The 18,809-nt window shown below is 71.0% G+C and carries 15 protein-coding genes and 2 tRNA genes; 7 read left to right on the forward strand and 10 right to left on the reverse strand.

What is annotated here, in order from left to right:
• Together AB0O28_RS35050 and AB0O28_RS35055 are read left to right on the forward strand one after the other, a co-directional pair.
• On the forward strand, positions 1 to 182 hold a 182-nt coding region (locus AB0O28_RS35050; protein WP_363646880.1), incomplete at its 5' end, for a hypothetical protein.
• Positions 183 to 914: 732 nt separating this feature from the next.
• Positions 915 to 1,319, forward strand: coding sequence for a hypothetical protein (locus AB0O28_RS35055; RefSeq protein ID WP_363646881.1), 405 nt, complete (start codon positions 915 to 917; stop codon positions 1,317 to 1,319).
• Between the two features lie 16 nt (positions 1,320 to 1,335).
• On the opposite strand, the gene AB0O28_RS35060 is transcribed toward AB0O28_RS35055, so the two are convergent.
• On the reverse strand, positions 1,336 to 2,934 hold the full coding sequence (locus tag AB0O28_RS35060) for an ABC transporter substrate-binding protein (protein WP_363646882.1): 1,599 nt from the start codon (positions 2,932 to 2,934) through the stop codon (positions 1,336 to 1,338).
• A 174-nt stretch (positions 2,935 to 3,108) separates the two neighbouring features.
• Between AB0O28_RS35060 and AB0O28_RS35065 the strand changes: the two genes are divergently transcribed.
• Positions 3,109 to 5,121, forward strand: a complete 2,013-nt coding sequence (locus tag AB0O28_RS35065) for a nitrate- and nitrite sensing domain-containing protein (RefSeq protein WP_363646883.1) — start codon at positions 3,109 to 3,111, stop codon at positions 5,119 to 5,121.
• On the forward strand, positions 5,118 to 5,489 hold the full coding sequence (locus tag AB0O28_RS35070; RefSeq protein ID WP_363646884.1) for a DUF742 domain-containing protein: 372 nt from the start codon (positions 5,118 to 5,120) through the stop codon (positions 5,487 to 5,489). Before AB0O28_RS35065 ends, AB0O28_RS35070 begins: the two co-directional genes overlap by 4 nt.
• A 51-nt stretch (positions 5,490 to 5,540) precedes the next feature.
• Here the strand turns inward: AB0O28_RS35070 and AB0O28_RS35075 are convergent, their stop codons facing one another.
• The 4 genes from AB0O28_RS35075 to AB0O28_RS35090 form a co-directional block, all read right to left on the reverse strand.
• Positions 5,541 to 6,800 carry an FAD-dependent oxidoreductase gene (locus AB0O28_RS35075; protein ID WP_363646885.1) on the reverse strand — a complete coding sequence of 420 codons (1,260 nt, stop codon included), beginning with the start codon at positions 6,798 to 6,800 and terminating at the stop codon, positions 5,541 to 5,543.
• Positions 6,801 to 6,916: 116 nt separating this feature from the next.
• A complete protein-coding gene (locus tag AB0O28_RS35080; protein WP_363646886.1) occupies positions 6,917 to 8,458 on the reverse strand; it encodes a helix-turn-helix domain-containing protein in 1,542 nt (513 codons plus the stop codon).
• A gap of 97 nt (positions 8,459 to 8,555) precedes the next feature.
• Positions 8,556 to 8,632, reverse strand: a tRNA-Met gene (locus tag AB0O28_RS35085).
• 17 nt (positions 8,633 to 8,649) lie between these two features.
• A complete protein-coding gene (locus AB0O28_RS35090; RefSeq protein ID WP_363646887.1) occupies positions 8,650 to 9,714 on the reverse strand; it encodes a proline dehydrogenase family protein in 1,065 nt (354 codons plus the stop codon).
• 162 nt (positions 9,715 to 9,876) lie between these two features.
• Between AB0O28_RS35090 and AB0O28_RS35095 the strand changes: the two genes are divergently transcribed.
• Positions 9,877 to 10,839 carry a helix-turn-helix domain-containing protein gene (locus AB0O28_RS35095; protein WP_363646888.1) on the forward strand — a complete coding sequence of 321 codons (963 nt, stop codon included), beginning with the start codon at positions 9,877 to 9,879 and terminating at the stop codon, positions 10,837 to 10,839.
• A gap of 82 nt (positions 10,840 to 10,921) precedes the next feature.
• Here the strand turns inward: AB0O28_RS35095 and AB0O28_RS35100 are convergent.
• From AB0O28_RS35100 to AB0O28_RS35120, 5 genes are all read right to left on the reverse strand, one after another.
• A tRNA-Met gene (locus AB0O28_RS35100) sits at positions 10,922 to 10,998 on the reverse strand.
• Positions 10,999 to 11,081: 83 nt separating this feature from the next.
• Positions 11,082 to 14,000, reverse strand: a complete 2,919-nt coding sequence (locus AB0O28_RS35105; RefSeq protein WP_363646986.1) for a UPF0182 family protein — start codon at positions 13,998 to 14,000, stop codon at positions 11,082 to 11,084.
• Positions 14,001 to 14,232: 232 nt separating this feature from the next.
• Positions 14,233 to 15,279 (reverse strand): PDZ domain-containing protein, encoded by a 1,047-nt coding sequence (locus AB0O28_RS35110; protein ID WP_363646889.1) that lies wholly within the window; start codon positions 15,277 to 15,279, stop codon positions 14,233 to 14,235.
• 43 nt (positions 15,280 to 15,322) lie between these two features.
• Positions 15,323 to 15,748: a molybdenum cofactor biosynthesis protein MoaE gene (locus tag AB0O28_RS35115; RefSeq protein WP_363646890.1), complete on the reverse strand. Its 426-nt coding sequence runs from the start codon at positions 15,746 to 15,748 to the stop codon at positions 15,323 to 15,325.
• Between the two features lie 27 nt (positions 15,749 to 15,775).
• Positions 15,776 to 16,846, reverse strand: coding sequence for an NAD-dependent epimerase/dehydratase family protein (locus tag AB0O28_RS35120; protein WP_363646891.1), 1,071 nt, complete (start codon positions 16,844 to 16,846; stop codon positions 15,776 to 15,778).
• A gap of 133 nt (positions 16,847 to 16,979) precedes the next feature.
• Here AB0O28_RS35120 and AB0O28_RS35125 point away from each other — a divergent pair, with 133 nt between their 5' ends.
• Both AB0O28_RS35125 and AB0O28_RS35130 read left to right on the forward strand, forming a co-directional pair.
• The gene (locus tag AB0O28_RS35125; protein ID WP_363646987.1) at positions 16,980 to 18,221 is read left to right on the forward strand and encodes a zinc-dependent metalloprotease; all 1,242 of its coding nucleotides are present in this window, start codon (positions 16,980 to 16,982) and stop codon (positions 18,219 to 18,221) included.
• Between the two features lie 28 nt (positions 18,222 to 18,249).
• Entirely contained in the window at positions 18,250 to 18,792 is a 543-nt protein-coding gene (locus tag AB0O28_RS35130) for an NUDIX domain-containing protein (RefSeq protein WP_363646893.1), read from the forward strand.
• Positions 18,793 to 18,809: the final 17 nt, after the last annotated feature.

An 18,809-nucleotide genomic window follows, 5' to 3' on the forward strand; every position in this document is an offset into this window, starting at 1 on the left:
CACTGGCTTTTAGCACACTGTTGAGTTCTCAAGAAACGGACGCGACCACCATCACCCGAAACCTTCCGAGAAGGTCCCACGCTCCGGGGCGTTTCACCGTTTGTTTTTCTTTTGTCTTGCTGGTCTTAATTCTTCCCGACCGGCTCTTCCGTGTCAAATCCGCCCCACCGGGACTTATTTGACCCGAAACCCGCCGACCGACAGGAATTCGACCACCCCGTTTCCGGGGCAACCCCTCTAACTTACCCGAACCCCCAGCCCGGCGCAAAACCACCGAACCAGAAGATCCACAAAGAAGAGAAGCACCGGCGACCAGCCCGCACACACAACACAACCACCGAAGTGATCGAGAAGGAGTGCGCCGAACCGCGCCGACACCAGAAGATTACCAGGGTCCGGCACCGCCATGACCCAACTTGAGAACGACCGGCCCCGCTGCGGCGGCTGTTCCCCTTCGCACCGGCGAGGGAGGCCGGGCGTCGAAGCGTTCAACACACCGCACGACTATTCCCGCCTGGCCGTCCCGGGGAGGGCCGGGCATCGTTTTGTCCCAACACACCGGCCGCCTGCGGGTATTCCCGCAGGTCATCGTCGCGATGCTCCTCCGCGTGCCGTACACCGCAAAACGTACGAGCGGGTAGGGACAACCAGATCCCGCTCTCAGGCATCTACTTAGCGCCGCGGCGATCACGCCGGCATGGCACGGAAGATCGGGGAGGCACGACGTGAGGGACGAAAGCCGTGGGTGGCCGTCGTCCCCCGCGTTCCGCGACGGCTCTGGTGGGCCGTCGCCTTCCCACGCAACCGAACGTCAAGCCGCTCGCAATCGCCCCGCGCTACGAACACGATGCGGAAGTCCCCGTACGGCGCCAACCCGGCCGCCCGGACTTCCGTCGCTGGAGGTGGCCATCATCATGCGGTCGGAGTTCGACGACATCCGCGCCCACATCACCGCCGAGCCGCCGCGCCCGGGCGACCTGCTCGAGCTCGTGCACTCCCTGTTGGACGACTTGGAGCAGTTGCGATCGCGCGAGTCGATCCTGCGCTCGCACTATCTCGCCCTGCTGGTCGCCGCTCGCGCCACCGTGGCCGCGGACGCCGGCGGGCACCCGGCACCGCTCACCTTCCTCCGGCACGAGCTGGCCGAGCATGGTCAGCTTCCCGATCAGCTTCCCGATGACGAGCAGGCGCAGCGGGTGTTGTCCGACGCCGCGGCCGCGCAGGCCATGCTCTCCCCCCTCGACGAGACGCCGCCGCGGCGGCCCCGCACCGCCCGCGGTCCCCACTGCAGCGGAATGAGCCGCAGGTTGCGGGGCTGACCCCACCGCCCGCGGCTCAGCCGCCGGGGGTGAGCTCGTGCACGAAGACGACCCCCGGGTAGGCCGGGTTGTCGGTGAGCCCTTGGACGTTGCCCAGATAGGCCCGCCGGTAGGTCAGCACCCACGGCACCGCGACCACCGCCTTCTCCTGGATGAGGCCACGCTGGAGGTCGGCGTACGCCCTCTCGGCGGAGGATCGGCTGTTCGTCGCCAGTGACGGCAGACGATCGATCTTGGCGTCGACGTCCCCGCTCTTCAGGTAGGCGAGGTTGGAGGACACCGGTCCGGCGCTGTGGAAGAAGTTGAGGAACAGCGAGTACGCGTCGGCGTAATCCGGATACCAGTACATGACGAAGATGTCTTGACTCTTGGCCTGGTCGGCGGACTTGCCTTGGTCTCGCTGCTCCTCCCAGCGCATCGCCTTGGCATCGAGCTGAATGTTCAGCTCGGCGAGCGCGCGCTTGAGCGTACGCACCAGCAGTTCCTCGTCGTCGTCCCCCTGCGCGTAGGTCAGCGTGAGCCGCAGCGGCTTGCCGCCGGGGCCGTATCCCGCCTCGGTGAGCAGCGCGGACGCTCCGGCGAGGTCCTGCTTCTGGGTCAGGCCGGGCGTGTGACCGAGCAGTCCCTCGGGCACCAGACCGGGGGCCGGCGCCACCGCCCCCTGCAGCTGGGTGATCAGGCCGTCGTAGTCGACGGCCTTCTGCACCGCCTTGCGTAACCGTATGTCGGCGAGTGGGCCGGAGGCGGTGTTGAACAGCATGAGCAGGTTCTGGAACGACGGCACCTGCAGCGTGCGAACGCCCGGGGTCGCGCTGACCCGGCGGAACAGCTCGGGGCTCAGCCGCTGAACGTAGCTCGCCTCGCCGCTCAGCAGCAGCCGGTACGCCCGGCCGGGGTCGGGGGTGACGCGGAACTCGATGTTGCGGTAGTGCGGGCCGTCCCAGCCGCCCCAGTAGCGGTCGAAGGCGCGCAGCATCAGTTCCTTCTCCCGCCCCTTCTTCCAGCTCGCCACTGTGTACGGCCCCGAGCCCGCGTCACGGCCGGCCTGGAACCACTTCTTGAGGTCGCCCGAGCCCGCCGCCCGCGTGTCGTAGATGTACGCGGCGTAGTCGGCCGAGGCGATCAGGTCCAGCGGGGCGGCGTACTCGAGCCGGAACTCCACGGTGAGCGGGTCCTTGACCGTGATCCGCTGGACGGGGTCCCAGATGTAGGCCGCCCCGGCGCCCATCCGCTTGGTCCGCTCGATGGACGCCTTCACCGCGTCGGCGTCCACCGGCCGCCCGGTGTGGAAAATTACGCCGCTGCGCAACGTGAACGTCCAGACCTTGCCGTCGGGCGACGTCTGCCACCGCTCGGCCAGGCGCGGCGCCGCCCGCCGCGTCCTGGGGTTGTACGTCGTCAGCGAGTCGTAGATGTTCTCCATCGCGACGACCTCGCCGGAGTACGAGCTCGCCGGGTCCCAGTCGGCGACGATGCCGAGATGGTGCAGGTAGACGAAGGTGGAGTCTTTCGCCGACGGGAGGTTGGGTGCCGAGATCTCCTGGACCTCGTCACCCCCGCCGCAGCCCGCGAGGGCCAGCACGGCCATCATCCCCAGCACGAGAAAACGGCGCATGCGTGCGGGTCCTTTCCATGTCCACCATGATCGACGCTACTGCAAGATCACGATTGGACACGATATTTTCGGCCATCCGATCACAGAGCCCTCAACCGGCTCACGCGCTGCTAATCTCTATCTCTGTCGCAAAAAAGGTTTATGTGAGGCTTCTGCCTCACTGGGCGAGGTGCCATGAGTCCGCGCAGGCGTGACCGGCCGATCAGGTCCCGGCTCGTCGGCCTGCTGCTCGTCCCCCTCTTCTCACTGATCGTCTTGTGGGTCGTCACCGCCGGCGTCACGATCGGCGACAGCCTGAGCCTGCGTACGTACGACACGCTGTGGTCCACTCTGCGGCGGCCCGCCGACACTCTCATCGTCGATCTGCAGGCCGAGCGCCTGACCACGGCCCGATACCTCGGTTCGCACCAGACGAGCGACCGCGACGTCATGGTCCTTCAGCGTCAGCGGACGGACAAGACCAGGGAGAAGGTCCGGGCGCTGGCCCTGTCCGACCGCTCCCGCTCGGCCACGACAGCGGCGATGCGCAGGCGCGTCGACGAGATGCTGACGGGACTCGGCCGCATCGACGAGATCCGCACGGAGATCGACGAGAGGCTCGCGTCACGGCTGCGCGCCATCGAGACCTACAACCTGGTCAGCGACGCGATCTACCGCATGCACCACAGCCTGGCTCTGATCGACGACATCCCGCTCTACCAGCAGTCGCGTGTGGTGATCTCGCTGGGATACGCCAACGAGCTGCTGACCCGGGAGCAGGCGCTGGAGGCGGGCGCCGCGGCGTCCGGCGGTCTCACCGACGAGGAGCGCAAGCTGTTCACCCAGCTCGTGGGCAACCGCCGGTTCCTCATCGACCAGGCCCTGCCCGAGCTGGACGCCGGTCTGCGCCAGCTCCACGTCAACCTGATCACCACTCCGCTCTACCAGCGGCTGCGGCTGCAGGAGGAGCAGATCATCTCGGCGCCCAAGCTCTCGGCGCGTACGCAGAGGGTGTGGCAGTCGACCTCCGACGACCTGGCCGAGTCGTTCCAGAAGACGCAGACCGAGGCGGCGGCCCTGCTCGCCCAGCGCGCCGCGCCGATCGCCGACGCGATCCTGCGGCGGGCCGTGCTGGCCGGGGGCTTCGGCCTCCTCGCGGTCATCGCCTCGATCCTGATCTCGCTGCGGGTCGGCGGACGCCTCGCCCGCGAGCTGGCCGGCCTGCGGCAGGCCGCGCTCGACCTCGCGAACAAGCGGCTGCCGGAACTGCTGGCCAAGCTCAAGCGGGGCGACGACGTCGACGTGGCCGTCGAGGCGCCCCCGATCCGGACCACGGGCGGAACCGCCGAGATCCAGGACGTGGGGCGAGCCTTCTCGACCGTCCAGGAGACCGCGGTGGAGGCCGCCGTCGGGCAGGCTCGCCTGCAGCGGGGTGTCAGCCAGGTCTTCCTCAACCTGGCGCGGCGCAGCCAGACGCTGCTGCACCGGCAGCGGGCCCAGTTGCACGGCATGCAGCGCCACACGACCGACCCGGACATGCTGGAGGAGCTGTTCCGGCTCGACCACCTGACTACCCGCATGCGCCGCCACGCCGAGGGCCTGATCATCCTGTCCGGCAACGCCCCCGGCCGCGCCTGGCGCAAACCCGTCCCGATGTACGACGTCGTGCGCGGGGCCGCGGCCGAGGTGGAGGACTACGCCCGGGTGAACGTGCTGCCCATGGAGGACCACGGGCTCGACGGCTCCGCGGTGGCCGACGTCATCCACCTCATCGCCGAACTGATCGAGAACGCCACGGCCTTCTCGCCGCCGCGCACGTCCGTGCTGGTACGCGGCGAGGTCGTCGGCATGGGCTTCGCCGTCGAGATCGAGGACCGCGGACTCGGCATGACCAAGGAGCGGCTCGCGGAGCTCAACGAGCGCCTGGCCGACCCACCGGAGTTCGACATCGCGGACACCGAGCGCATGGGGCTGTTCGTCGTCGCGCGCCTGGCCGCGCGGCGGGACATCCGCGTGACCCTGCGGCTTTCGCCCTACGGAGGAACGACCGCCATCGTGCTGATCCCGTCCACGCTCATGGTCGGTCCCAAGGATCCCGACCTCGCCCGTCTCGTCTCGGGAGAGGTCACTCCGGAGGACATCATCCTCGCCTCGTTGAAACGAGGGCCGCAGGAAAACGAGAACACCGGCGAGGAGGACCGGAAGTGACGGAACGCATGCAGGACCAATGGCTGGACGAGGAGGCCGGGCCCGTCGTGCCGGCCTACGCCCTGACCCGCGGACGCGTGCGACCGTCCAGCCAGGAGATCGACCTCGTCGCCATCGTGACCGCGACCGGCGGGCCCACGCCCGTGAGTCTCGGCCCCGAGCAGTGGATGATCCTCAGCCTGTGCGCCCGCGCGGCGTCGCTGGCGGACATCGCCGCGGCGATCGACCTGCCGCTCGGCGTCGTGCGGGTGCTGGTGGGCGACCTCCACGAGCAGGGTCTCGTACAGGTGCGCCCACCCGCCAACGTCGCGCGTTTCCCCACCGAGAAGCTCCTCGGCGAGGTGATCAACGGCCTGCGGGCCCTGTGATCCGGCCGATCACAGGGCCCCCGGGTGGTGCCGCTTCCCGCTGGGACGCGATCAGCGCAGCGGGTCGAACTCCCGCAGGGCGGCCGGCTGCTTGCCGGTGGTGATCTGTTCGGCGACGAGCCGTCCGGTGGCCGGGCCCTGGGCCAGGCCCCACATGCCGTGCCCGCCCGCCACGTAGATCCCCGGGGCGTCGGTCGCGCCGATCAGCGGACGCCCGTCCGGCGTGACCGGCCGGGGGCCGACCCAGACGTCGGTGCGTTCCTCCCAGCGCACGCCGCGCAGCAGGGGGCGGGCCGAGGCGATGATCGCCCGCAGCCGGGCCTCGACGGCCGGGGCGTCGGGGTCGCGGAACTCCATCGTGCCCGCGACGCGCAGCCCACCCTGATAGGGCGTGCACGCCACCCGCACGTCCGGCAGGTAGATCGGGCCGGGAACGGGGTGGTCCACCGGGACCGTGAACGAGTAGCCGCGGCCGGCCCGCACGGGGACGCGTACGCCCCAGCGGCCCGCCAGCCGGGACAGCCAGGCGCCGGTGGCCAGCACCGCCGCGTCGGCGGACAGGGCGGCGCCGTCGCGGGCCACCACGACGACCTTCTTGTTGTCGGTGCGCACGTCCGCGACCTCGAAGGTCTCCACGGAGGCGCCCCGGGCGACGACGGCTTCGCCCAGCGCGTGCACGAAGCGGCCGGGGTCGACGTAGCGCTGCCCGTCGATGCGCACACCCGCGGTCAGGGCCTGCGAGGCGAGCGGCACGGTCTCGGCCAGCTCCCGCGCGCCCAGCGGGGTGTGGTCGACCGGCTGCCCGGCCTCGGCCATCCTGCGCAGCTCGTGCAGCAGGCCCTCGGCCTGGCGCGGCGTGCGGAACCCGGCGGTGATCGGCGCGTCTTCGACGGGGGCGGCCACGCCGTTGGCGGCGAGCACCTCGTACGCCTCGACGCACTCGTCGTTGAGCGGCAGGTTGGCGCGCACCGCCCGGGTCCACGACGACCACCGGCAGTTGGCGGCGAAGCGGGTCAGGAACGCCCACAGTCCCGGGTCGACGGTCGCCGGGATGTGCAGCGGCGCGGCCGGATTCACCAGCGAGCGCAGGCCGTAGCGCAGCACGGAGGGCTCGTTCAGCGGAATGGCCAGGCCCGGCGCGATCCAGCCCGCGTTGCCCCACGACGCGCCCGCCGCCACGCCGCGGCGGTCGACCACGGTGACCTCCACACCGCGTTCCTGCAGAAACCACGCGGTGGACAGGCCCACGATGCCGGCACCCACCACGATCACCGACCGCGGCCAGCCGTCGATCCGCTCGGCGCCGGTCATGCCCCACCTCCACACCAGGAGACTGTTCTCCCCGTCAGGATGGCCCGTACGGCGGCGCGGACGGTTGTGGCGGCCGCACAATCGCGGCGCCCTTCTTGTGGGCTCCGGACAACCTCCTAGTCGTCCTCCGCGGCCAAGGTGATGACCATGGCGAGGCGCTTGCGCGGGTCGTCCAGGTTCAGCGGGGTCACCTCGCCCATCCTGCGCAGCCGGTTGCGCACCGTGTTCGCATGCACGCCGAGTCGTTCGGCCGCGACGGCGAGATCGCCCTGGGCCTCCAGCCACGCCCGTAACGTCGCCACGTAGTGGGTGTCGTGGAGGGCGTCGTGCCGGCGCAACGCGCTCAACGGTCCGCGTGCGGGGACGCGCCCCGCCCGCGCCGCCGCGCGTAGCCGCTGCAGCAGGATGTCGTCCCAGGACTCGTCGTACGCCGGCGGCCCATCTATAGGCCCGGCGGGGGGCCTGTCCCTCTCGTGCAGCGCCAGGCACTCCTCCGCCTCCCGGCGGGCGGCCGGCAGATCCGCGGCCTGCGCCACCGCGCCGATCCCGGCCGCGACCCGCACCCGGGGCGGCAGCCCGGCCCCCAGCGCGGCCACCCATTCCCGCGCGGCGGCCACCCCCGCGTCCGGCAGGATCGTGTAGAGCGTGTCGCCGAGCAGCGTGCTCCTCCCCGGCCTGGACCAGCCGAACCCGGTGGTGGCGCGTTCGAAGGCCAGCAGGAGCATGGCGTGCGGCTCCTCGGCGGTGTGCGTGCGCACCGCGACGACCCGCATCTCGCGCGCGGGCAGCCCCAGCCGGCTGACCAGGGTCGCGGCGTCGGCGGTGCCTTCGAGCAGCCGGACGACCAGGTCGGACTCCACCTGACGTTCGAGGTCCGCGCTCGCCCGGGAGCGCAGCAGGTGCAACGCCACGGTGCGCGCGCCGTTCGCCAGGGCGCTGTGCCGGGTCCCGGTGAGGGGGCTGCCGCACGTCACCCACACGGATCCGAGCAGCTCGCGGCCGGCTCGCACCGCCACCGCCATCCGCCCGGTCATGCCGTGCCGCGGGTCCGGCTCGACGAAGATCGGCTCGTCCGTCGCCGTCAGGCGGGCGAACACCCCTCTCGCCCGGAAGACCTCACGCAGCCGCTCGGGCACTTGCCGCACCAGGATCGTCTCCAGCCGCGCCGGGTCGCCCGCCTGCTGGGAGCGGGAGTACGCGAGCACCCGCGACAGCGGGTCCTCGATCGTCACGGCGCCCCCGACCGCGTCGGCCAGGCTGTCGGCCAGCGCGAACAGGTCCGTGGGCCCCCGCCCCGACTCGGTCTCCCGCCCTTCCAGCACCAGGCCGTAGACCACGCCCACGAGCTGGCTCCACGAGACCGCGGGGTCGACCAGGAGCACGGAGACATCCAGGCCCTCACCGGCCGCGGCGGCCTCACGCTCGCTCCCGGCGCCCGCCCGCACCAGGACCACCGTGGCCTGCGCCGCGGCCGCCCACCGCACCGCCTCGGTCACCGACCCGGCTCCCACGGCCACGAGCACGTCACCGGTGACCCGGCCGTCGGTGGCGTCCGGTATCGCCACGCTGCGCAGCCGCGCCGAGCGCCTGTCGGGCCGTCCGCACAGCCGCACGCCGTACGCGCCCAGCACGTTGACCAGGCGATCCAACGTGATCATGCGCTACTCCTGTCGGGAGGCCGGCGGTTGTGCCGGACCGGACCCGCGAAAGACCGAAGGCCCGGTCTCCGTTTCCGGAGGCCGGGCCTTCGTCTCTTGGTAGCGGGGACAGGATTTGAACCTGCGACCTCTGGGTTATGAGCCCAGCGAGCTACCGAACTGCTCCACCCCGCGTCGTTGTGTTCACAACCTTACCCGCCGCCGGGCACAGGTGCCAAATCGTTTGACGGAACCGCGCCGCCGGCCGCGGGGCGGACGTCCGGAGAGGCCGCGTCGACGACGGCCTGGAGCAGGCGTTGCGGGTCCTCGGCCAGCCTGTTGCACACGTAGAGCCACCACTCGGTGCCGAAGACGACGTACTCACGGGTGGGATGGCCCTTCGCCGCCATGGCGTCGAGGCGGTCGCGCCCGAGGCCGAGCAGGGTCTCGAACTCCCACGGCGCGCCGTCGTGCCCCGCCCCTCCGAGATGCCGGTCGATTCGCCCGATGAGCTCCCAGTCGTGGGTGGCGAACGAGCACGGGTGCTCCGAGTCGGCCAGCAGTTCCGCGTAGCGCAGGTAAGCGGCGCCCAGCGCCGGATCCTCCCGCCTGTAGGCCACGCTCTCCGGCTCCAGGAAGGCGCCCTTGACCAGGCGGATGCGACCGGGCAGGTCCAGCAGTGCCCGCAGGTCCGCGTCCGTGCGATGCAGCCGCGCCTGAACCGTGATCCCCACGTGGGCGAAACGCTCGCACAGGCGGCGGTGCACCGACAGGACGGCGTCGGTGCGGCCGGTGCCCTCCGCCGAGATCATCAACTCGCGCCCGGTGTCCGCGGCGGCCTCGGCGATGCGGGCGGCGTTGTCGAAGGCGAGATCCTCGCCGACGGCCAGGCCGATGTGCGAGAGGTCCAGGGAGATCGAGACTCCCGGGGCGAGCCTCATGGCGGCGTCGACGAACACGCCGGTCTCGGCCACGACTCGCCGCGCATCGCGGCAGCTCTCGCCCATGTACTCGAGGCTCGCCCGGTGCCCGCTCGCGATGACCTCCGTCACCCGCTCCAGCGCGGCCTCGACGCTCTCCCCGGCAACGAAGCGCCGGGCAACCCTGCGGGCGAGCGGGCCGAGCACGGGATCCGCCGGCACCCGCCACTTGAGGTCCTCGTCGAGCGCGAGCCCGCGCAGGATCTGAGCCGCCTTCGCGGACGTCTCCTCGGTAACGGTGAAGGTGTCGCTCATCGGTTCCGCCCAGCTGTCGATGGTGAGAAGGGGCGCGTCCACGGCTTCGCCGCTCCGCGTGCGGCCGGTGGGCCGGCCTCCTGGGCACCACCCTCCCAGCCGCGATCCCGGCCCGGGGAGAGGCAGGAATGCCCAGTAGGCTGAAATTCCTGCCATTCCGCGACGCGGGGGCGCCGCGGCCGTATCCCCGGAAGGAGCAGCCCGATGCTGCGTGACGTGGCCGTGCTCGCCCTCGACGGCGGGCACGCCTTCGAGCTGGGGGTGTTCTGCGAGGTCTTCGGCATCGACCGCAGCGACGACGGCCTGCCCGCGTACGACTTCGCGGTCGTCTCCCCCACGGGGACGAGCGTGCGGACCAGGCACGGCTTCGGGGTCGAGACGCCGCACGGGCTGGAGAGGCTGGCGTCGGCCGACCTCATCGGCGTCCCGGCCCACGATCCGCGCACACGGCACCCGGAGGAACTGTTCGAAGCGCTCCGAGCCGCGGTGCGGCGCGGCTCCCGCGTGCTCAGCATCTGCTCCGGCGCCTTTCTGCTCGGCGAGGCCGGTCTGCTGGACGGCCGCCGCTGCACCACGCATTGGCGCTACGGCGACGAACTCGCGCGCCGCTTCCCGCGGGCCCGGGTGGAGCTGGACGTCCTCTTCGTCGACGAGGACCCGGTCATCACCGGCGCCGGCACCGCGGCCGGGATCGACACCTGTCTCCACCTGGTGCGCAAGGAGCAGGGCAGCGCCGTCGCCAACGACATCGCCCGGCGCATGGTGGCGCCGCCGTACCGGGACGGGGGCCAGACGCAGTACATCAAGCGCGCGGAGCCCGAACGGGGTGCGGGGGCGCTGGCGTCGCTGCTGGTGTGGCTGCAGGCCAACCTCCATCGCGAGCTGACGGTGGAGTGCATGGCCAGGCGCGCGCACATGTCACCCCGCACCTTCGCCCGCCGCTTCCAGCAGGAGATCGGCACCACGCCGCTCCAGTGGCTCACCGAGCAGCGCCTGCTGCTGGCCCAGCGGCATCTGGAGAACACCGACGAGCCGATCGCCACCATCGCCGAGCGGTCCGGGTTCGGCTCGATCGACACCCTGCGTCACCACTTCGCACGGCGTCTGGGCATCACGCCCCACGCCTACCGGCGCACCTTCCGCGGCAGGACCGCGACCACGCGTTGACGACGGCGGCTCACCGGACGGGTCAGAAAATCACGGCAGACAGCAGGAAACCCCCGAACCCATGGGTTCGGGGGTTTCCATTTGGTAGCGGGGACAGGATTTGAACCTGCGACCTCTGGGTTATGAGCCCAGCGAGCTACCGAACTGCTCCACCCCGCGTCGACACTTCGACCCTATCCCGGCATCGCGCGGGAGGCAAACCGGAGCCCCGCGCCCGTGGGGACGCGGGGCTCCGGAAGGGGTCAGCCGCTCGGTGCGGGGCTGGGAGTCGCGCTGACCGGTGGACCGCTCGGACTGGCGCTCGCACCCGGGCTGGGACTGCCGCTCGCCATGGCGGCGGGCGAGGGCGTCGCCGCCGGGGCGGCGCCTCCCTGCAGCTTGCCCAGGTCGTCCAGCGCCTGCTTGAGCGCCTTCTGCGCCTCGCCGTACGCCTGCCAGTCGGGCGGGTTGGCCGACAGCGCCTTCTGCGCGTCCGCGAACGCCTGCTGCGCCTTGGCGGCCACCGAGGACAGCGCGCCGGTGTCACTCGTGGACGGTTTCTGCGGCGTGGTCGGGGTGTTCGGAGTGGTCGGGTTCTGCGCCCCGCCGAAGACCTGCTTCAGCGCCTCCTCCAACGTGTCGGCCGAGCCGACCCGGTCGCCGAACATCACCAGCACGCGGGCCAGGATCGGGTACGGCTCCTGCCCGGCGCCCGCCGGCGCCTGCACGTACACCGGCTCCACGTAGACCAGCCCGCCCGCGTACGGCAACGTCAGCAGGTTGCCGTAGAGGATCTGCGCCTTACCGAGCCCCAGGATGTTGAGCTCCCCGGCGAACCGGTTGGCGAAGGTGTTCTGCACCTGGCCGGGTCCGGAGATCGTGGTGTTGGCCGGCATGCGCAGGATCTGCAGGGCGCCGTTGCCGTCCGGCGTGGCCTTGACCGCCATGAACGCCGCCAGGTTGGGCCCCTGCTTGGGCACGAAGGTGGTCGTGAGCGAGAACGACGACGTCGACTCGCCCGGCATCGTGACCGACAGGTAGTACGGCGGCTGCTTGACGTTCTTCTCCGTCGGCGACGGGTCGTCGGGGACGTTCCAGAAGTCCTGGCCGCTGTAGAAGGACCGCGCGTCGGTGATGTGGTAGCGGGACAGGATGTCGCGCTGCACCTTGAACAGGTCCTCCGGGTAGCGCAGGTGCTCCTTGAGCTGCTCCCCGATGCGGTCCTTCGACTTGACGAGGCCGGGGAACGCCTTCTCCCACACCTTGAGCACGGGGTCGGCCGAGTCCCACTCGTACAGCGTCACCGTGCCGTCGTAGGCGTCGACCGTGGCCTTGACCGAGTTGCGGATGTAGTTGATCTGGTCGCGCGGCTGCGGCGTGATGGCACGCGGGTTGGTCGCCGTGTCCTTGATCATGTCACCGAGGCTGCGGCTCTGCGAGTACGGATACTCGTTGCTCGTCGTGTAGCCGTCGACGATCCACACGATCCTGCCGTCCACGATCGCGGGGTACGGGTCGGAGTCGAGGGTGAGGAACGGCGCCACCTTGGCCACCCGCGCCGCCGGGTTCCGGTCGTACAGGATCCGCGACTGGTCGTTGATGTCGCCCGACAGCAGCAGGTTCTTCTCCCCGTACTTCATGGCGTAAAGCACGCGGTTGAGGAACGAGCCGAGCGGGACGCCGCCCTTGCCCGTGTAGCTGGTGTCCTGCTGGCCGGTGCCCGCGCTCTCCGGGTAGTCGAGCTCCATGGGCTTGTTCGGCGAACCCCCGACGACGACGTAGTCGGTGCCCTCCTCCCCGAAGTACACCCGGGGCTCCTTCAGGCCGGCGGACGCGGGGAGGGACCCGGCGACCGGCATGTCCTTGGCGTCGAAGGCGGGCAGGCCCTCGCCGTCCACCTCGTTGCCCGGGGCTGCGACGAAGCCGTAGCCGTGGGTGTAGACGAGGTGGCGGTTGATCCAGTTGTCCTGCTCGCCCGGCGGCCCGGTCAGCTCGCGCACGCCCACGACGTGGTCGCGCACCGTCCCGCTCGCGTCCTTGTAGCGATCGACGTCGAGCGGGTCGGGGAAGTCGTAGAAACCGCGGATCCGCTGCTTCTGCTGGAAGGTCTTGGCCACCAGCGCGGGGTCGAGCAGCCGCACGCCCGACACGGTGGTGTCCGTGGCGGCGCCGTCCTTCGGGGGCGTCCCCTGGGCCTGGTACTGCACCACCTTCGCGTCCTGCACGCCGTACGCCTCGCGGGTCGCGGCGATGTTGCGCGCGATGAAGGTCTCCTCCTTGCCCTGCTGGTTGGGCTTGACCTGGAACTGCTCCACGAGGGCCGGATAGACGCTGCCGATCAGGATCGCGGACAGGACCAGGAGCCCGAAGGCGACGCCGGGGAACATCCCGCCCGGCCTGACGACCCCCGCGAAGAAGATCAACGCGCAGATCAGGGCGATGACCGCGAGGATCCCCTTGCCCGGCAGCACGGCGTTCACGTCGGTGTAGGAGGCGCCGTGCACGAAGCCGCGGGCAGAGAAGACGAGGTCATACCGGTCGAGCCAGTAGGCCAGGGCCTTGAGCAGGACGAACACGCCGAGCAGCACCGACAGGTGGACCCGGGCGGCCCGGGTCGCGTGCGCACCGCCGGGAGAGGAGATCCGGAACCCGCCGTACAGGTAGTGCACGACCGCGGCCAGGAGGATCGACAGGATCACGGCCGTGAACAGGAAGTTCAGCAGCATCCGCAGGAACGGCATCGTGAACACGAAGAACGACAGGTCGAGGTGGAACTGCGCGTCCTTCTCGTCGAACGGCGCGCGGTTCACGAACTGCAGCCAGATCCTCCACTGCCCGGACGTGGACGATCCGGTGAACAGGGCGAGCACGCCCATGCCGACCAGGAAGACCAGCCGCCGGTGCGGGTCGAGGGCGACCCGGTAGCGGTCGGCGCCCTGCGGCGCCCCGAACATCCCCGGCCCGAACATCGGGCGGGTCCGGTGCGCGAGCACCATGTTGCCGCCCACGATGGCGATCATCAGGACGGCGCCCACGACGAACAGCAGCACCTGGGTGAGCAGCATCGTGGAGAACACCGAGGAGAAGTCCACCGAGTCGTACCAGAGGTAGTCGGTGTAGATCCCCGAGAAGACCAGCAGTAACACGACGATCGCCACGACGGCGATCAGCACAGGTATCAGAAGGCGCGGCCGTCGCGGCAGGCGCACCGCCCGTCCGGCTCCGGGGCTCCGGAAGCTCAACGCTCAACCCCTTGTCTCAGATTGTCAGGGCCAGGATTGTCGATGGGGCAACGGTCCGTGCTTGGAAACCTACACCGCGACGGGCGTGGTCGTGGTAACGGATCTGATCGTTATAACGACGCCGCGCACGGCAAGACGGGCAGGTCAGGACCATCGTGCCCGAGGTGTACGGTCAAGCGGCCGGGCAGGAGGGGACCTCGCCCGAGTGGTCGCGCAGGGAGTCGATCGCTCTGATCGCGCCGTCCAGCGTCTCGACCCGAACCAGGCGCAGGCCCGCGGGGGCGGCCTTGACGGCGGCGGCGCAGTTGTCCGCGGGGGTGAGGAAGACCGTGGCTCCGGCCCGGCGCGCGCCCACCATCTTCTGCTCGATCCCGCCGATCGGGCCGACCTTGCCGGCCGGGTCGATCGTGCCGGTGCCGGCGATCGACATGCCTCCGGTGAGCGCCCCCGGCGTGAGTTTGTCGTAGATGCCCAGCGAGAACATCAGGCCCGCGCTCGGCCCGCCGACCTCGCCGACGCTGATGTCGACCTTGAAGGGGAACCGGTAGCCCGAACGCATCTGGACGCCGACCCTGGCCTTGCCGTCCTTGCCCGCCACGGTGCCGACCGGCACCTCGGTCGTGGCGCCGTCGCGTTTCACCGTGAACGTCACCTGCTCGCCCGGCTTGTGGCCCTGCACGGACGCCGCGACGGACTCGAGCTCGCCCACCGCCGTGCCGTCCACCGCCGTGATCTCGTCGCCCGGCTTGAGCTTCCCGTCGGCGGGCGTCCCCTTGTCGGTCTGGTCGACCGTGACCACCTTCTCGATGGGCACCTTGAGCGCGTTCAGCGCGGCGGCGGTGGCCGACTGCTGCGAGTCGGTCATCTCCTGCGTGTTCTGCTCCTCGACCTGCTTGGCCGAGGTGGACTTCGGGAACAGCGTCTCCTCCGGCACCACGGCGATCGTCGGGTCGAGCCAGCCGCGCAGCGCCGTGAGCAGGTCGAGGCGGTTGTCCGGACCGCCCTGGTACGCGACGGTGACCAGGCTCAGCCTGCCCTGCGTGGGGTAGGTGTCGTGGCCCGAGATCGTGATAACCGGTTTGCCCTTGACATCGCCGATCGTGTTCTCGGTGGGGCCGGGGCTCAGCACGACGTACGGCACCGGAAGCATGGCACCGATCACGGCCAGCGCGAGGGTGAGGAAACCCGCGACCAGCAGGGTCAGAGCGCGTCGGGACATGGACGAACTCTATGCGTTCCGGCCCCTATGCGTTCCAAAGGCGCTAGTCGCAGGCGCCGACCCACTCGGCGCCCCCGTCGGCGAACACCTGGTGCTTCCAGATGGGCACCTCGTGCTTGAGGTCGTCGATCAGCCTGCGGCAGGCCTCGAACGCCTCGCCGCGGTGGGGGCAGGCGGCCGCCACGACGACGGCGATCTCCCCAAGCCGCAGGTCGCCCACCCGGTGGACGGCCGCAAGGGCGGTGATCGGGAAGTCCCCCGCCACCTTCTCCGCGACCCTGCGCAGGTGCTCCTCGGCGGACGGGTGCGCCGAGTACGACAGGAGCGTCACCGGCCTGCCGGCGTCCTGCTCGCGCACGGTGCCGACGAAGACCGCCGTGCCCCCGGCGGCGTGGTCCTCCACCGCGCGCAGCACCTCGTCCACGGACAGCGGGGTATCGCGAATGCCCAGCAATCGGATGACGTCCACGCCACCGAGGTTAGTACCTGAGCCCGGTCAGGTGCGGCGCTTGCGGCGGGCGGCGCGGACGATGGCGGCCGTGCCGATGACCGCGACGGTCGCGCCCGCGGCGGTGATCGTGGCCTCCTTGCCCGACAGACGGCGGCCGACGACCGCGTGCCTGCCCTCGCTGAGTTCGAGCAGCTCCCGCAGGGCCGCCTCGTTGGTCCAGGCCGGCTTCCAGCCCGCCTCCCGCAGTGCCACGCCGTCGACCACCCAGGGGTAGACCACGTAGTGCAGGTCGGTCGCGGCGGTCGGCGTGATGCCGAGCCGGTGCAGCCGCTGCGCCGTGCCGAACGTCACACCCGCCGGCAGCTCGAACCGCTTCAGGCCGGAGATCTCCTCCACCTGCTCCATCTCCAGCCAGCCCTCGGAGCCGACCGCCACGACCCCGCCGACCCTGCCCAGGGCGGCGGTCTCCAGCGCGGACACCAGGTCGTCGACGTGGCAGAACTGCCAGCGCGGCAGGCAGCCCTTCACCACGAGCAGCCGGGGCGCCTCGAAGTGGCGGGTGATGACGGTGTCGACGCCCGGCCCGACCAGCGCGGCGGGCCGCAGCACGGTCACCTCCAGGCCGGGGTGCGCCCGCAGCGACCGCCGTACGAGGGCCTCGATTTCCAGGTGGTCGCCCACCAGGCCGGTGTCGGGCTCGGCCGCGACCGGGGCGTCCTCGGGCAACGGCACCGGGTTGTCGGCGGCGGCGCCGTACACCATCGCGCTCGTCACCAGCACGACCCGCCGCACCCGCGCCGCCGCGCAGGCCGTGAGCACGGTCTGGGCGGCCCGCAGGTTGTAGCGGCGGCGCTCGGCGGCGTCGGAGTCGAGCGACTCGTCGGTGCCGAGATGAACCAGGACGTCCACATCGGAGATCCGGTTCGCCAAGAGCGGATCACGAATGTCGAGGACCCGCCAGGTGACGTCGGGGGTGTCGCCGCGCTGGTCGTCGATGGCCACCACGCGGCGGAAATCCGCAGACGAGGCCACCTTCGCGAGGAACGCCCGGCCGAGACCGGAGGCGGCGCCGGTGACGGCGACGACGGGGGGACGCGGGCGTTTCGAGGTAGGCACGAGGTCCTCACTTTGCACTGATCCGCCCCACGGCGGATAACGTGGCGGATGTGGACTCCTCCATCCTGCACGAGGTGGCGCGGTGACTGACCTGCCAGGTCGCGAAAACGACCCCAACGACAATCCGTTCGCCATGTTCGGCAGCCCGGAGCAGATCGCCGCGGCCATGCGGCAGTTCGCCGACATGCTGTCGGCCTCGCCGGAGGCCGGGCCCGTCAACTGGGACATGGCGAAGAACATCGCACGGCACGCCGTGGTCGCCGAGGGTGATCCGAGCGTCATGGAGGGCGAGCGACGCCAGATCGTCGAGGCCCTCAACCTGGCCGACCTGTGGCTCAACGAGGTGACCACGCTGCCGAGCGGCGTGACCACCCCGCAGGCCTGGAGCCGGTCGGAGTGGATCGAGAAGACGGTCCCGGTCTGGAAGCAGCTGTGCGATCCCGTCGCCGCCCAGATGGTGGAGACGATGGGCGGCACGCTGGGCGGGTCGGGCCTGCCGCCCGAGGCGCAGGCCATGGCCGGTCCGCTCATGGGCATGCTCAAGCAGATGGGCAGCATGATGGTCGGCCAGCAGATCGGCCAGGCCCTCGGCTCGCTCGCCCGCGAGGTGGTCGGCTCCTCCGACATCGGCCTGCCCCTGTCCGACACCGCGGCCCTGCTGCCCGGAGGCGTCGCCGCCTTCAGCAGCGGCCTGGAGACGCCCTCGGACGAGATCCGGCTCTACCTCGCGCTGCGCGAGGCCGCGCACCACCGGCTCTTCCAGCACGTCCCGTGGCTGCGGGCGCATCTGCTCGGCGCGGTCGAGGAGTACGCCCAGGGCATCACGGTGGACGTGTCGGCGCTGCAGGACAAGCTTCAGGGGCTCGACCTCAGCGACCCCGAGCGGATCCAGGAGGTCCTGGGCGGCGGCGAGCTGCTCAAGCCCGAGGAGACCGAACGGCAGAAGGCCGCGCTCAGCCGGCTGGAGACCGCGCTCGCGCTGGTCGAGGGCTGGGTGGCCACGGTGGTCGACGCCGCCGCGGAGGGCAAGCTGCCGTCCGCCGCCGCGCTGGCCGAGACCGTACGGCGCCGCCGCGCCACGGGCGGCCCGGCCGAGCGCACTTTCGCCACCCTGGTCGGCCTGGAGCTGCGCCCGAGACGGCTGCGTGAGGCGGCCGCCCTGTGGAGGGCACTGGGCGACGAGCGCGGGATCGAGGGCAGGGACGCCGTCTGGGGTCACCCCGACCTGATGCCCACCGCGGACGACCTGGACGACCCGCAGTCGTTCGTGAAGGGCGAGGCCGAGTTCGACCTGTCGGCCCTGGAGGAGTCCGCGGAGCGCGAGGAGCCCGGGGAGCGCAAGGAGCCCGGCTCCGGCGGGGAGACCGGCGATTAGGTTCGCCGTCTGCCGGTAGGCTGCGCCGGTGAGCCTGCACCGTGACGCGCAAGCCGTACTGGCCGGATGGGTCGCGCCCACCCCCGAGGAGGAGCGGCTCCGTGAGGAGTTCCTGACGCACCTGCGCGACCACGAGGACGCGATGTGGCGCGAGTGCGTCCCCGGCCACCTCACCGCGACGACGGCCGTCCTGTCCCACGACGGCGAACGGGTTCTGCTGACCTTGCATCCCAAGGCCGGGATGTGGCTGCCGATGGGCGGGCACTGCGAGGTGTCCGACACCACGCTCGCGCAGGTCGCCCTGCGCGAGGCCACCGAGGAGTCGGGCATCCCCGGGCTGACCCTGCTCGACGGACCGCTCGCCCTCGACCGGCACAAGGTCTGGTGCCACCCGCCGCACAGCTGGCATCTCGACGTCGAGTACGCCGCGGTCGCACCGCCGGAGGCCGAGGCGGTGATCAGCGATGAGTCCCTCGACCTGCGCTGGTTCCCGGTGGAGGAGATCCCGGAACTGAGCGACGAGGCGACCCGGCGCCTGGCCCGCCGCGCCCGATCACTCTGCCGCGCCTGACGTCTGCACCGTTTGTG

It is taken from the genome of Microbispora sp. NPDC088329 (genome assembly GCF_040685655.1).
Taxonomy (GTDB): Bacteria; Actinomycetota; Actinomycetes; order Streptosporangiales; family Streptosporangiaceae; genus Microbispora.

Coding starts and splice junctions, on each gene's coding strand:
- AB0O28_RS35055 (WP_363646881.1), top strand. CDS start 915: ATGCGGTCGGAGTTCGACGACATCCGCGCCCACATCACCGCCGAGCCG.
- AB0O28_RS35060 (WP_363646882.1), bottom strand. CDS start 2,934: ATGCGCCGTTTTCTCGTGCTGGGGATGATGGCCGTGCTGGCCCTCGCG.
- AB0O28_RS35065 (WP_363646883.1), top strand. CDS start 3,109: ATGAGTCCGCGCAGGCGTGACCGGCCGATCAGGTCCCGGCTCGTCGGC.
- AB0O28_RS35075 (WP_363646885.1), bottom strand. CDS start 6,800: ATGACCGGCGCCGAGCGGATCGACGGCTGGCCGCGGTCGGTGATCGTG.
- AB0O28_RS35080 (WP_363646886.1), bottom strand. CDS start 8,458: ATGATCACGTTGGATCGCCTGGTCAACGTGCTGGGCGCGTACGGCGTG.
- AB0O28_RS35095 (WP_363646888.1), top strand. CDS start 9,877: ATGCTGCGTGACGTGGCCGTGCTCGCCCTCGACGGCGGGCACGCCTTC.
- AB0O28_RS35110 (WP_363646889.1), bottom strand. CDS start 15,279: ATGTCCCGACGCGCTCTGACCCTGCTGGTCGCGGGTTTCCTCACCCTC.
- AB0O28_RS35125 (WP_363646987.1), top strand. CDS start 16,980: ATGTTCGGCAGCCCGGAGCAGATCGCCGCGGCCATGCGGCAGTTCGCC.